Source organism: Tenggerimyces flavus (assembly GCF_016907715.1).
GTDB lineage: Bacteria > Actinomycetota > Actinomycetes > Propionibacteriales > Actinopolymorphaceae > Tenggerimyces > Tenggerimyces flavus.
This window is the reverse complement of record NZ_JAFBCM010000001.1, coordinates 7,411,926-7,423,046: the sequence shown is the minus strand read 5'-3', so window position 1 is coordinate 7,423,046 and position 11,121 is coordinate 7,411,926. Positions and strand designations below refer to the sequence as shown.

The 11,121-nt window shown below is 67.4% G+C and carries 15 protein-coding genes and 1 pseudogene; 5 read left to right on the top strand and 11 right to left on the bottom strand.

Going from position 1 to position 11,121, the window contains the following annotated elements:
• Positions 1-623 precede the first annotated feature (623 nt).
• Positions 624-959: a universal stress protein gene (locus tag JOD67_RS40755; RefSeq protein ID WP_239554187.1), complete on the top strand. Its 336-nt coding sequence runs from the start codon at positions 624-626 to the stop codon at positions 957-959.
• A 186-nt stretch (positions 960-1,145) separates the two neighbouring features.
• Here the strand turns inward: JOD67_RS40755 and JOD67_RS40750 are convergent.
• The 3 genes and pseudogenes from JOD67_RS40750 to JOD67_RS34535 all read right to left on the bottom strand — a co-directional run.
• A pseudogene (locus JOD67_RS40750) lies at positions 1,146-1,214 on the bottom strand (NADPH-dependent oxidoreductase); the annotation flags it as partial.
• Complete coding sequence (locus JOD67_RS40745) at positions 1,211-1,450, bottom strand: hypothetical protein (protein WP_239554185.1); 240 nt, start codon at positions 1,448-1,450, stop codon at positions 1,211-1,213. The pseudogene JOD67_RS40750 and the gene JOD67_RS40745, both read right to left, overlap by 4 nt.
• 145 nt (positions 1,451-1,595) lie before the next feature.
• Positions 1,596-2,435 carry a nucleoside hydrolase gene (locus tag JOD67_RS34535; protein ID WP_205121869.1) on the bottom strand — a complete coding sequence of 280 codons (840 nt, stop codon included), beginning with the start codon at positions 2,433-2,435 and terminating at the stop codon, positions 1,596-1,598.
• A gap of 147 nt (positions 2,436-2,582) precedes the next feature.
• Here JOD67_RS34535 and JOD67_RS34530 point away from each other — a divergent pair, with 147 nt between their 5' ends.
• Both JOD67_RS34530 and JOD67_RS34525 read left to right on the top strand, forming a co-directional pair.
• Positions 2,583-3,113, top strand: a complete 531-nt coding sequence (locus JOD67_RS34530) for a MarR family winged helix-turn-helix transcriptional regulator (RefSeq protein WP_205121868.1) — start codon at positions 2,583-2,585, stop codon at positions 3,111-3,113.
• A complete protein-coding gene (locus tag JOD67_RS34525) occupies positions 3,110-4,297 on the top strand; it encodes an MFS transporter (protein ID WP_205121867.1) in 1,188 nt (395 codons plus the stop codon). Before JOD67_RS34530 ends, JOD67_RS34525 begins: the two co-directional genes overlap by 4 nt.
• Positions 4,298-4,324: 27 nt before the next feature.
• Here JOD67_RS34525 and JOD67_RS34520 read toward each other — a convergent pair whose 3' ends face one another.
• From JOD67_RS34520 to JOD67_RS34495, 6 genes are all read right to left on the bottom strand, one after another.
• On the bottom strand, positions 4,325-4,696 hold the full coding sequence (locus tag JOD67_RS34520) for a hypothetical protein (protein WP_205121866.1): 372 nt from the start codon (positions 4,694-4,696) through the stop codon (positions 4,325-4,327).
• On the bottom strand, positions 4,683-5,114 hold the full coding sequence (locus tag JOD67_RS34515) for a hypothetical protein (RefSeq protein ID WP_205121865.1): 432 nt from the start codon (positions 5,112-5,114) through the stop codon (positions 4,683-4,685). The genes JOD67_RS34520 and JOD67_RS34515 overlap by 14 nt, the downstream gene beginning before the upstream one ends.
• Complete coding sequence (locus JOD67_RS34510; RefSeq protein ID WP_205121864.1) at positions 5,111-6,340, bottom strand: NRAMP family divalent metal transporter; 1,230 nt, start codon at positions 6,338-6,340, stop codon at positions 5,111-5,113. The genes JOD67_RS34515 and JOD67_RS34510 overlap by 4 nt, the downstream gene beginning before the upstream one ends.
• Positions 6,337-6,687, bottom strand: coding sequence for a hypothetical protein (locus JOD67_RS34505; RefSeq protein ID WP_205121863.1), 351 nt, complete (start codon positions 6,685-6,687; stop codon positions 6,337-6,339). The genes JOD67_RS34510 and JOD67_RS34505 overlap by 4 nt, the downstream gene beginning before the upstream one ends.
• A gap of 682 nt (positions 6,688-7,369) precedes the next feature.
• Positions 7,370-7,600, bottom strand: coding sequence for a recombinase family protein (locus tag JOD67_RS34500; protein WP_205121862.1), 231 nt, complete (start codon positions 7,598-7,600; stop codon positions 7,370-7,372).
• A 105-nt stretch (positions 7,601-7,705) separates the two neighbouring features.
• A complete protein-coding gene (locus JOD67_RS34495; protein ID WP_205121861.1) occupies positions 7,706-8,065 on the bottom strand; it encodes a helix-turn-helix domain-containing protein in 360 nt (119 codons plus the stop codon).
• Between the two features lie 247 nt (positions 8,066-8,312).
• Here JOD67_RS34495 and JOD67_RS41525 point away from each other — a divergent pair, with 247 nt between their 5' ends.
• Together JOD67_RS41525 and JOD67_RS42580 are read left to right on the top strand one after the other, a co-directional pair.
• Positions 8,313-8,435 (top strand): hypothetical protein, encoded by a 123-nt coding sequence (locus tag JOD67_RS41525; RefSeq protein WP_275577212.1) that lies wholly within the window; start codon positions 8,313-8,315, stop codon positions 8,433-8,435.
• 90 nt (positions 8,436-8,525) lie between these two features.
• Positions 8,526-8,795 (top strand): class I SAM-dependent methyltransferase, encoded by a 270-nt coding sequence (locus tag JOD67_RS42580; protein WP_372442376.1) that lies wholly within the window; start codon positions 8,526-8,528, stop codon positions 8,793-8,795.
• Positions 8,796-9,025: 230 nt separating this feature from the next.
• Here the strand turns inward: JOD67_RS42580 and JOD67_RS34485 are convergent, their stop codons facing one another.
• Together JOD67_RS34485 and JOD67_RS34480 are read right to left on the bottom strand one after the other, a co-directional pair.
• Positions 9,026-9,631 carry a hypothetical protein gene (locus tag JOD67_RS34485; RefSeq protein ID WP_205121859.1) on the bottom strand — a complete coding sequence of 202 codons (606 nt, stop codon included), beginning with the start codon at positions 9,629-9,631 and terminating at the stop codon, positions 9,026-9,028.
• Positions 9,628-10,662, bottom strand: coding sequence for a tyrosine-type recombinase/integrase (locus JOD67_RS34480; protein WP_205121858.1), 1,035 nt, complete (start codon positions 10,660-10,662; stop codon positions 9,628-9,630). The genes JOD67_RS34485 and JOD67_RS34480 overlap by 4 nt, the downstream gene beginning before the upstream one ends.
• Positions 10,663-11,121: the final 459 nt, after the last annotated feature.

The following is an 11,121-nucleotide window of genomic DNA, read 5'->3' as shown; positions in this document are numbered from 1 at the left end:
CGGTGGCGGTAGTCCGACGGGTCCGTGTTGGAAGGGGATTCGCTTCTCCCAAGAACCCACCACCGACGTACCAGCCACACGGATGCCGCAGCCCACGCAACGAGCCCACTCCCCGTTAGCCACCAGTTCCCGGTATCGGCTGCAAAACCTACAACCATGAACCCGCCGTAAAAGCCGATCATCGCCGGCCACGGCTCCTCCGCGTCGCGGACCGGACCCCACCAACTGACCGCAACGAGAAGCCCAATGGCGATGACGACGAGCCAAGGTGGATCGGCCATGTCCGAAGGCTATTACCGACGCTCAGTCGCCGGCTATGCCAAGGCTGGGTTGGCAAAAGTTCTGTTACCGGCACCTGGCCCTACTGATCCTTACGTGCATCGTTTGTCGCGCTTGCTCGTGATCCTCAACGAGAAGTGGGGAACGCCACCGCTTCGCGTACGCGACCTCGACGCGATCGAGGCCACAGCCTTTACGTCGGTGTCTGTCGCCGGCTCGAGGGCATCAACGACCGGTCGTCGACATGGCGAATCTTGTCGAAATGGGTAGCGTCGAGGAACCGCGACCGCGCTGCTCGAGGCCGACGTTCGGCGGGCTGGCTCAGGTGTTGGCCAGGAGGGATGATGGAGACCTGCAGCGGAGTCAACGTCATGGACCACATGGACCAACGCATCGAGCAGCGAGTTCAGTCGTGCCCTCCTGCGCAGCGCCAACCGGTGCTCGTGGTGGGTTACGACCGCCACCCTGCCGCCCAGCGTGCCCTGCGCGCCGCGGCGGACCTGGCCGTACTCCTGCAGGCACACGTCGTTGTGGTGCATGTGGTTGACGCGGAGGATTACCCCATCGATTCCGACGCGGCCGACTGGGAAGAGCACGCCGAACAGGACGTCACGAAAGGCACTCGCCAATGTTTCGTCGTCCGGCCGGTCGTGTCGGGCTTGGGTCCGACGTCGAGATAGTCGACAGACTGCATGGCCTCGCCGACCCAGTACGTGGCCGCGGCCGCCGGGATCGTGAAGCCCATCTCGCTCAACGCCTGGAACAGTTCCGCAGTCACATGGTGGGCGCCGTCCTCGTTGCCCCCACACCACCACGGCGACCTTTCCGGACATCGAAGGGCAACCCGTGTCGTCGGTCTCGGAAAGTTCGGCATCGAGGCGCTCGAGCACGATCTTGCAGACGCTCGATGGCTGCCCTAGCCAGATCGGCGTCACCAATACAAGGATGTCGGCGTCCAGCAGCTTGGTCCTGAGGGTCGGCCACTCGTCGCCGTCACCTCATCGGTGCTCACGCCGAATCGGACGTCGTGGTCGACGACCCGGACGACCTCTCCGTCCACGGAATGATCGGCCAGCGCGGTGAGGATTTCCCGGGCGAGCTTCTCCGCACTCGACGGCGCGGGCGACTTCTTCAACGAACAGGTCAACGCGAGCGCACGCAGAGTCGTCATGAACAGCGTCTTGTCCGCTCCCCAGCCTGCGTAGACGCACGAGCGCCAGGACGAGGATCTGCAGAGCAACGCCGCGCATCTAGCCGCGTCCCTTCGCGAGGAGCGGTATCCGCTCGACTAGAACCGTCGAGGCGATGGCTGTTCTTCAACCAATGCGGCGGATTTTGGTGACGAGCTCGTCAGCGACGGCCTCGGTATCGAGGTCGACGACCATACGATGCGGTCCGTCGCCGTGGCGTTCCAGCACGGTGCGTCCGTCAGTGCTCACCCGGATCCAGCCGCGGGCGAAGGTGAACAGATCGGGTCGAATCGCGGCAAGGACAGCGACCGGATCGTGCGGGCTGTCCGGCCGGCCAAGCCAGCTGCGGAACTGGCGGATCTCGGCGACGAGAAGCTTTCCGAGCTCCCCAGAGGCTTCGATCAAGCTGAGCTGCGCCTCGGTGAGGACGACGCGCTCGGTCTGGTCGATGCCGGTCACCACCGCCGGCAGCCCCGTTACGAACACCGCCTGCGCGGCCGCGACGTCGCAGAGAACGTTGTGCTCCGGCTCGCCCGGCCGCAGATCACCGCCCATCACCACCAGCTGCTCGATGTCGTGGGACCCTTCCAACGCCTCAGCAACGTTGGTCAACGGACCCACCGCCACGACCACCCTCGAGCCACGGAGCAAGGCGACAGCGTCGAGCGACTCGTCGAGCGACTCGTCGACCGGCTCCGTAGTCAGGCCGGGCATCAACGCTCCTTCGTGGCCCGCCCACCAGACCGGCCGCCCCGATCGAGCCTCCCGCGCACCCGCCGCGATCGGCGGCGCCGAACGGCCAGCGAGACGATACGCCCCCCGCACCATCCGCGCCCGCAACACCGTGTCGCCGTAGACCGTCGTCACTGCCTGCAGGTCCCACTCCGGTGACCCGAGGATCATCGCCAGAGCGAGCAGATCGTCGACGTCACTACCGATGTCGGTATCGAACGCGATCTCGACCATTCCACAGCCATGCCCGACCCCAGCGAACTCCAATCCTCAACCAGACGCGGACTCACACCGGGTGATTCAGTCCGTCCCTTGCCCGATTGCGAAGCACCCCGTTCCGCGCCCTGGACATGGACGGTGGGGCCGTTATATGTATGAGTCATGCATGATTCAAATGTCCTCGGGGCCTGGCTGCTGTCCGGCGCCGACCGGATCCGGGAGGCGGTCGCGTCGGTTGGCGTGGCCGAACGGGATCTGGCCGCGCTCGTCCTGATCGACAGCCACCCCGGCCGGGGGATCGACTGGCTCTACCGCCGGCTCGGGCTTACCCAGTCGGGCAGCGTGCGCCTCATCGATCGGCTGGCGACGCTCGGCCTGGTCGAGCGGTCCGGTGCCGGTGGGCGTGGTGGCGTACGGCTCGAGCTGACGGCCGCCGGACGGAGGCTGCTGGCCGACGGGTTGCGCGCGAGGGATCGAGCCATCGCGGAGCTGACGGACGCGTTCGAGCTTGACGAAACCGAACGGTTGACGGCGCTCGCGCACAAGGCGCTGCGGGTCCGTGAACGGCAGCGCCTCGATGCCGACATCGCCTGCCGGCTGTGCGACTGGCCGGGATGCGGCTCCCGCTGCCCGGTCGATGAGTCCGTCGATGAGTCGGTCGATGAGTCGGTCGATGAGTCGGAGGTGCCGTGACGGGTACGTCGGTCCTGAAGCTGCCCAGCCTGCGCCGGCTCACCACCTTGTTGCTGTTATCGGCGACGGCGGAACAGTTCACGCTGCTGGCGTTGCTGTGGTTCGTCAGCCACCGCGGCTATCCCGCTGCCGCATTGGGCGCGCTCGTGCTGTGCCTGCAGCTCCCGACCGTTGTGATGGGACCCATCGCCGGCCGGCTGCTCGACCGGTGGTCGCCGGCGCGGCTGATGGCGTGGGACAACCTGCTCCGCGCCGTTCTGCTCGCGACCATCGCCGGCCTGCACGCACTGAGCCTGCTCTCGCTGCCCGTCCTGCTCGGCGTCGCCGTCCTCGTGGGTGCGCTCGCGCCGGTGACGTTCGCCGGAGTTCGGGTCGCCGTACCGCGGCTCGTCGGCGAACGTGACCTGGCGCCGGCGAACGGGCTGCTGAGCGTCGGCGACCAGCTCCCGCTGCTCGTCGGCCCGGCCGCCGCCGGCGCGCTGCTCACCGTCCTCGACGGCCCGACCGCACTGCTGCTCCCCGCGGCCGCGCTCATCGCCGCCGGCCTCCTCGCACGCCGGCTGGGCGAGCTCCAGGTCCCACCGAGCGACCGCCGGGGGAGCGCGAACGGGTTCCAGCTGATCTGGCGCACGCCTGCCGTACGCGCCCTGTACCTGCTGTCCGTCGTGTACTTCTTCGCCTACGGACCGCTTGAGCCCGCGCTGCCGCTCTTCGCCCAGGACGTGCTCGCCGTGGGTCCGGCCGGCTACGGCGCCCTGACCTCGGCGATCGGTGCCGGCGCGATGGTCGGCCTGTTGTTCGTGCGGCCACTGTCCCGGCTACGGCCCGGAATCGTCAACGCTTGTGGGGCAATCGCGTGGGGGATCGTGCTGTTCCCGGTCGTGTTCCTGCACGACCTCGTGCCCGCGATAGCGGTCCTGTTCGTCGCCGGGATGATGTGGGCGCCGTACGTCGCGATCGAGGCGACCGTTATTCAACGGCTGGTTCCGATCGAACGGCATGGTGAGGTCTTCGGCGCGCGACGCGCCCTCGTCGTGGGCGCCTCGCCCGCCGGAGCCGCGCTCGGTGGGGCTCTGCTCGGCGTGCTGCCCTCGACCACGGTGATCGGCGCGAGCGCCCTGGCAACCGTCGTCGCCGGCCTCGCCTGCCTCGGCTCCCCATCCCTGCGCGCCGTCCGCGCCTGATCACTAGGATCCGCCGCGCCGGACAGGCTAGGAGTCGTGGTGCGCGGTTGGCCAGCTGTGGTCGAGGCCGGGTGCGGGCTCGAGGTCGTCCAGGCTGGCGGGTCCTGGGCGGAGCCGGATGGTGTGGTGGTCGTAGCTGTCGACGTACTGCCATGGGACGAAGTGCTTGCCCGCAGCTGACCGACGGGCGAGAACGCGCAACAGCCATGGCCCTTTGAGGTTGTCGTGGTCGTATCCGAGCAGCCGGGTCCACCGGCCGGGTACGAGGAGGAGCCCGTCCAGGTGGAGGTCCGGCTTGCCGTCGACCAACGAGCCCACCAGGCGTACGTCGGCGACCCGGCCGAGGACGGTGTCGTCGGACGTCCGGACCACGCCGCCCAGCAGGTCACCGACTCTCATCGTCGGATCCCCGTTCGTCCGCGCCGGGGATCCGGCCGATGAGGTGGTCGCGGACCCAGTCCTCGGTCCGATCCAGGTCGAGCCCATACTTCGACACGCTGAGCCGGACCTCCTCGTGGACCTTCTCGACCAGCGCGAACGGGAAGCTCGCCGGACCGGGGTCGGGATCCGGATGGAACCGGCGTTGCGCGGCGACGAACCAGTCGCCGAGGATCCCGCCGATCCGCGGACCAAGAGCAGCCGGCCCGACGAGGACGTTCGTCACACATGGCAAGGCGGAATCGGACCCTGACTCGGACAGCTCGAGGTCGTCGATCTTGCAGACGAGCATGCCGTCGCTGTCGATGACCTGCCGGTCGAGCAAGTGGAAGTCGGCGTAGAGGACGACCTCGGGTTCATCGTTCTGGTCGGATGTCATTGGCCTGCCTTCGTGATCAGCATCAACGGGATCGCGACGATCGAGGCGAGGATGAGGATGGCGAGGACGATCGTGCCGACGACGTTCGCCAAGACGCCGTTGACATGCTTGCCCATATAGCCACGGTCGTTGGCGATGATGAGAATCGGCAAGTAGGTAAGGGGTAACGCGATCGCGGAGAACACGATGGAGTACTCGGTCACCTTGACCGGGTCGACGGTGGTGAGGATGACCATCGCGCCGACGATGATCGTGACGAGCACGACGGCGTGGAAACGGCTCGCGCGTACGGGCCGTACGTACTTGCCCCACTGCCAGCCGAAGTACTGCGACATCGAGTAGCCCGCGGACAGCCCGGTCTCCAACGCGGCCCCGAACGTCGCGGCGAACACGCCGATGATCGCGACTGCCAACCCGAGCTTGCCCAGCGCCACCGCGGTTGGCAGGACGACCTGGCCGAGCGTGTCGACCTCGATGCCGCGCGGCATGAACACGACGGCCGCGCAGCCAGCGATCGCCAACGAGAGCAGGCCGCCGAGCGGGAAGCCCACGAACACGTTGATCTTCGGCTGGGTCAGGTCCTTGCGGCTCCAGCGTTCCTCGACCCCTCCGGAGGAGAGGAAGAACACCTCGTACGGCGTCATAGTCGCGCCGAGCAGCGCGACCGCGTAGTAGAGGTAGGCGGGCCAGGTCTCCTCCGACGGCGGCCGCGGCGCCAGTGCCTGCTCTATGAGCGTGCCCCAGTCCGGCCCGAGCTGCCACAGCGCGACCGCGAACACGATCAGCAGCAACCCAAGCAGGCCAAATACCCGTTCCATCGACTCGAACTTCACGCGCCAGATGACGATCCACACCAGTGCGGCGACGAACGGCACGATCAGCAGGTAGTTGACGCTGGTCGCGAGCTCCAACGCCAGCGCGATGCCGCCGATCTCCGCGGTCAGGGTGAGAGCGGTGACCGCGAACGAGGCAACAAGATTCGCCAGTCCCATGCGAGGTCCGAGCCGTTCGCGGATCAGGTCGAACGTCGCCCGCTTGGAGACTGCCGCGACCCGTCCGGACATCTCCGCGAACACACAGATCGAGATCACGCCGAGCACGATGACCCACGCCAGGTGCCAGCCGAACCGGGCCCCGATCAACGCGTTCGCGACCAGATCGCCGATGTCGACGAAGCCGCCGATCGCGGTCAGAACCCCGAGCGTGATCCCGAGAAGCCGCTTCATGGATGGGCCTTCGCGAACGCGTCCAGCTGCTCTGACAGCTTCGGGAGCGGCTCGGCGGCATTCTCGATGGCGGCGAGATCGCCACGCCGGATGGCGATGCGGACGTCCTCGATGGCATCGGTGGCCTGCTGCAACATCGTTCCTACCTGGTGGCGCAGCTTGTCCGACTCCTCGGTCGGCGGCTGACGCGACATGAACGCGGCGTCGACGCCACCGAGGTCGGCCTCGACGTCAGTGACGAACACGTTCGCGAACGGCAGGAACGCCTGATCCCTGGAGACGGTCTCGACGATCATCCGGACCGACTCGACATCGGACCGAAGGGTCTTCGCGCTCGCGCTCGCCATGCCGGCATACACATCGTCGCTCAGCGTGGGACCAGCACACGCCGCGGCGAGCAGGGCGGTCAGCGCCGCCGCAGTACGAAGAACGCGAGGACGCCAAGGAGCGCAAGCAGCTCCAGCCATCCGACCAGCACCGCCAATCCCTGATTCACAGTCCCAACCTCAGCACAAATGGGCAGATCCGAGAAAGGAGATGCCCACCCGAGCCGATGATCAATCCTGGCGAGGATGGGCTCCAGCGACCAGTTCATGAACGAGTCGCTTTAGGGGCAGGCGGGCCAATCCGCCGTCGGAAGCAAAGTTTCGGTACGTCAGCTTCGTTCCATGACGGCCTTGCCTGTGGGTATCTGGTGTTGCTGGCCGACCGTTTCAAAGTGCCCCGGACGCGTCTGGAGAGGCTTCCCGCGCCGGCCTACGAGCGGCGAGGTGGGCGACCTCGATCGCGTTCCTCCTCACCGGGTTCGTCTTCGCGACCTGGGCAGCCCGCATCCCAGCCCTGAAGGCAGGCCTCGGGCTGCGGCGTCAAGGAGGTTGACCCGCCCGGCAAACAGACGGCAGCCACCCGACGAGCTCGACGTCTCGATCGAGGGAGCTGGCGGCGAACGTTTAGGGGCCCGGAACTCCCGAAGCTGGCCCCAAGTGACAAGTAGCGCGGGCCCCAGGCAGCAGCGGAGTCCAGGTGGCGTCAGGCGAACCTCGGCCGATCCTGATGTGGCCGTTGCGTCTTGTGCGCTGTCAGCGCGATTCGGGACGGTTTCGGCCACCTGGCTGTGGTCCGGCCGCCGACCCCGCCTCGTGCTTGGGCGGCGGCGGGGCCGTCGTTGGTGTTGGCGATGATGAGTTCGCGCTGGTACTCGGCGAGTACGGACAGCATTCCGTACAAGGCCTGGAGCTCCCAGCGTGTGAACTGCGACATCGCCCGCAAAAACTCACAGCCGTAACCGGTCAAAACGGTCGAGTCGTGAGTGGGGGCCGATCGTGATCATGTCGCCCTCAGGTGAAATCGACTTTGATCCACAGTTCATTCGGTCAGGCCGTCGCCGCGGCGGGTTCGGCAGTAGAGGACCGATCCGGTGACCCGGGTCCGGGACACCAGCCGGGAATTGTGCAGGACGGAGAGATGCTGGTTGATGGCTCCGGGCGTGAGTCGCATCCGGCGGGCGAGGGTGATGGTCGATGCGGGCTCGGTGAGATTGACCAGCCGGCGAAGAACCTGCGGAAGGCTAGGGGAGCGGAACGGTCGCTCGGACGCGAGGCCGGTGCTAGAGACCAGCCCGGATGATTCGTGATCCCTGTCTTCGACCGAATCTGATCCAGGGACGAGGGCGACCCTGCTATCAAGCGCCGGATTCATCAAACGATTGCCGGAGTGGGTCTTCACCGCTCAAGGTAGTCGAGGTGGAGCGTGGTGGGCCACCACTGCTCAGTAACGCACTTCTTCACCGTCCTTGCCGGAACGCGTCCCGGGGGGTGTGTCGGTAGGTGCGCCTAGGGTCGCGGGGTGACTCATCGATATGAAGATTCAGTGCCAGACCTCCGGACGGCGTACGACCGCGGCGCCGAGAAGCGCGACCGGTCCGCCAAGCCACCGTGGAGGGACGCCGAGCGGGCCCGCCTTCCTGGATCGGATGCGCGCGGACGGGTTCGAGCGACTCCTGGAGATCGGCGCCGGGACCGGGCAGGTCAGTGCCCACTTCGCCGGGAACGGGCTGTCGGTGGTGGCGACCGACCTGTTGCCGCCATGGGTCTAAGTGCCGGGAGAAGGGCTCGATGCCCGGGTCCTTGACGTCGGCGGGCTGGTCGACGCGTTCGCCGCTGGGTCGTTCGAGGCGGTGTGGTCGATGAACTGCCTTCTTCACGTGCCGGGCTCGGATCTGCCGCCGATAATCGCGAGGATCCGCTCGGTTCTCCGCTCGGGTGGATTGTTCTACCTCGGTACCTGGGGAGGAGACGGCACAGAGGAGGTGGATGCGAACGAATGGCACGACCCGCCACGGTTCTTCACTTGGCGAACGATGGCGCGCTCGAGCGCGCGGTCGCCGGTCACTTCCTCCTTGTGGACGCGCGCACGTTCGTTCCGGACGGGAGAACGTACCCGTTCCAGTCATTAACACTGCGGGCAGCCGCGACCGGCTGACAATCGACTGGCGTTCGACGGCCCTGGAACACGATCGGTTGTCCTTCCCAGCGTCAGGGGCCAAGGCGGCCGGCCTCTTCTCGACCGCAGACAACGAGTCGCCGAACGTCCGCCACCTGCTGCCGCTCGTCGCGGTTGTCGCCTTCGGTCTGGTCGCGCCCGCGACCAACGGCTCGTTCTGGCGGTGGATTCTCACTCGATTGGTCATGTCATGGTCGCGATCGTGAGGGCGAGGACGGCCATGCCCACGAGGGTGTCGAGGACGGCGCAGAACTCGGCCAGGGAGCGCGCCACGATGATGTTGCGGCGGTGGTGGACGATGTCCCAGGTGGCGTGGCCGAGCAGGCCGAAGCCGACGAGGAAGCCGCCGACGGTCGGACTGACCGCCAGCGCCAGCACCGCGGCCGTCCCGAAGCCCACGGCACCGAGGATCTGACCAATGGCGGGAGCGGACGAGCCTCGCCACAGTCTGTGGACCACGCCGACGACCAGCACCACGGCACTGGCGGCGGTCAGTCCGATGATCGGATCTATATCGAAGACGCCGAACCCGAAGATCAGGGCCAACGTCACGGCGAGCACCGGCCAGGAGCTCTTCGGACGGTCGATGACGGCGGCCGTGAGGTAGACGAGCACCGGGATCGCGATGATCAACGCCTGCTGCACACCCTCGTCCACGGTGGCGTTGACCAGTTCGGAGATGCTCAAAGCCGCGACCGCGACACCGACGGCCGCGGGCCAACGACGCGTCACCACCCGCCACCAGGCGACTCGCTCCTGTTCGCGCGCGTCTACAGCAGATTGGCTCATCTCGGACTCCTGCGGCGGGAGCGGTCGTAGCGGCGGGTGGTGCGGGGGTCGGCGTGGCCCATGGCGTCTTGGACGTCGCGGAGCGGGACGCCGGCGTCGAGGGCAGCGGTGGCGAAGCTGTGCCGGAGGCTGTGCGGGGTGATCGCGTCGGCGGCGGGGATATCGGCTTGGCGGGCGAGCCGGGCGATGATCCGATATGCGGCGATCCGGTCCATGCGTGCGCCGGTCGAGGTGATGAAGATCGGGCCGGTGGTGCGGCCGTCGAGGTAGGTGTCGATCGCACGGGCGGTGAGTGGGGCGAGCGGCTCTGTCGTGATGTCGCCGCCCTTCCGGAGGACTCGCAGGGTGCGGTGGCCGCGGTCCCAGCCGAGATGGTCGGCATCGGCCTGGACGGCTTCGCTGATCCGGAGCCCGTTGTTCTGCAGGAGTTCGACGAGCGCTTCGGAACGAGGCCCGTCGGCGGCCGCGGCCGCCCTGAGGCGGCGCATTTCGGCCTTGGTAAGTCCAACGGTCGACGAGTTCTTGGGCGGCTTGGGACGCTTGACGCCGAGGAACGGTGACTCGGTGAGCACTCGGGTCTCGACCGCGTACTTGTAGAACGATGACGCCGCGGAGAGCTTGCGCTGCACTGTCGAGGGCGCGAGCGGCCGACCACCCCGGACGGGTTCTTCTCGCAGGTACAGGGCGTAGGCGTCTGCGTGGTCGAGTTTCGCGTGGAGTGGTTCGACGCCGAGTTGGCGGGCGAAGGTGAACCACTGTGTGAGGTCGGTGGCGTACGCGGCGCGGGTGTGCTTGGGGTGGCGGAGCAGGAACCGGGCGGCGAGCGCGGCCGCGGGGTCATCAGCCTCGAGCACCTCGGCGGAGATCCGCATCGGCTGCGCGACGATGTACGGGGAGATCATCCCGCCGGCGGCCGTCGACGTCGCCGAGTTCAGCGTGGCGATCGCCGGCGCGAGCTCGTCGACGAGCTCGGCCTCGACGACCTCGTCGACGTCGCCCGCGCGGTCGCCGGCACGCTCCTGGTGCTCCATGTCGACCACGGTAGGTCGCGGCACCGACAGCTCCCGGACGCGACACGATCGACAACATAAGATCTTTTCTGTTGTTGCTTCGACGAGCTACGGTCAGTGTTGCTCAATCGAGCTCTGTGTGGTCATGCGCGCCGCTGACGCGGCGCAACGCCCGGTCGCCCTGCGGGCGGCGTAGTGGCAGTGCCCTCGGCCGCACGCGGGCGACACTCCCCATCCCTCGCGCCAGCCAAAAGGAAGTTCCGCAACTTCTGCCACCGGCCTGCAATGGATCGGGTGATCCAGCGCCAATTGCGTGGCGGGTCGTCGCGCGGGTCGGGCGCCAGGTGTCATCGATGAGGCATTTGGGCCAGGTGCGCCGCACTTTGCACACCGGACCTGTCTTCATTCGTGTGGTCCGCGCAGAGAGCAGTCCGTCGCCCGCGGCCGGCAGCCGGCGCAGCCACCACCCACCACAACGCC

Bases quoted from the DNA above. Each gene is read 5' to 3' on its own strand.
- JOD67_RS34520 (WP_205121866.1), bottom strand. From the start codon at position 4,696: ATGAGAGTCGGTGACCTGCTGGGCGGCGTGGTCCGGACGTCCGACGAC.
- JOD67_RS41525 (WP_275577212.1), top strand. From the start codon at position 8,313: ATGCGCGCGGACGGGTTCGAGCGACTCCTGGAGATCGGCGCCGGGACC.
- JOD67_RS42580 (WP_372442376.1), top strand. From the start codon at position 8,526: ATGAACTGCCTTCTTCACGTGCCGGGCTCGGATCTGCCGCCGATAATC.
- JOD67_RS34500 (WP_205121862.1), bottom strand. From the start codon at position 7,600: ATGTCGCAGTTCACACGCTGGGAGCTCCAGGCCTTGTACGGAATGCTG.
- JOD67_RS40745 (WP_239554185.1), bottom strand. From the start codon at position 1,450: ATGACGACTCTGCGTGCGCTCGCGTTGACCTGTTCGTTGAAGAAGTCG.
- JOD67_RS34515 (WP_205121865.1), bottom strand. From the start codon at position 5,114: ATGACATCCGACCAGAACGATGAACCCGAGGTCGTCCTCTACGCCGAC.
- JOD67_RS34485 (WP_205121859.1), bottom strand. From the start codon at position 9,631: ATGAGCCAATCTGCTGTAGACGCGCGCGAACAGGAGCGAGTCGCCTGG.
- JOD67_RS34510 (WP_205121864.1), bottom strand. From the start codon at position 6,340: ATGAAGCGGCTTCTCGGGATCACGCTCGGGGTTCTGACCGCGATCGGC.
- JOD67_RS40755 (WP_239554187.1), top strand. From the start codon at position 624: ATGGAGACCTGCAGCGGAGTCAACGTCATGGACCACATGGACCAACGC.
- JOD67_RS34480 (WP_205121858.1), bottom strand. From the start codon at position 10,662: ATGGAGCACCAGGAGCGTGCCGGCGACCGCGCGGGCGACGTCGACGAG.
- JOD67_RS34530 (WP_205121868.1), top strand. From the start codon at position 2,583: ATGCATGATTCAAATGTCCTCGGGGCCTGGCTGCTGTCCGGCGCCGAC.
- JOD67_RS34535 (WP_205121869.1), bottom strand. From the start codon at position 2,435: ATGGTCGAGATCGCGTTCGATACCGACATCGGTAGTGACGTCGACGAT.
- JOD67_RS34505 (WP_205121863.1), bottom strand. From the start codon at position 6,687: ATGGCGAGCGCGAGCGCGAAGACCCTTCGGTCCGATGTCGAGTCGGTC.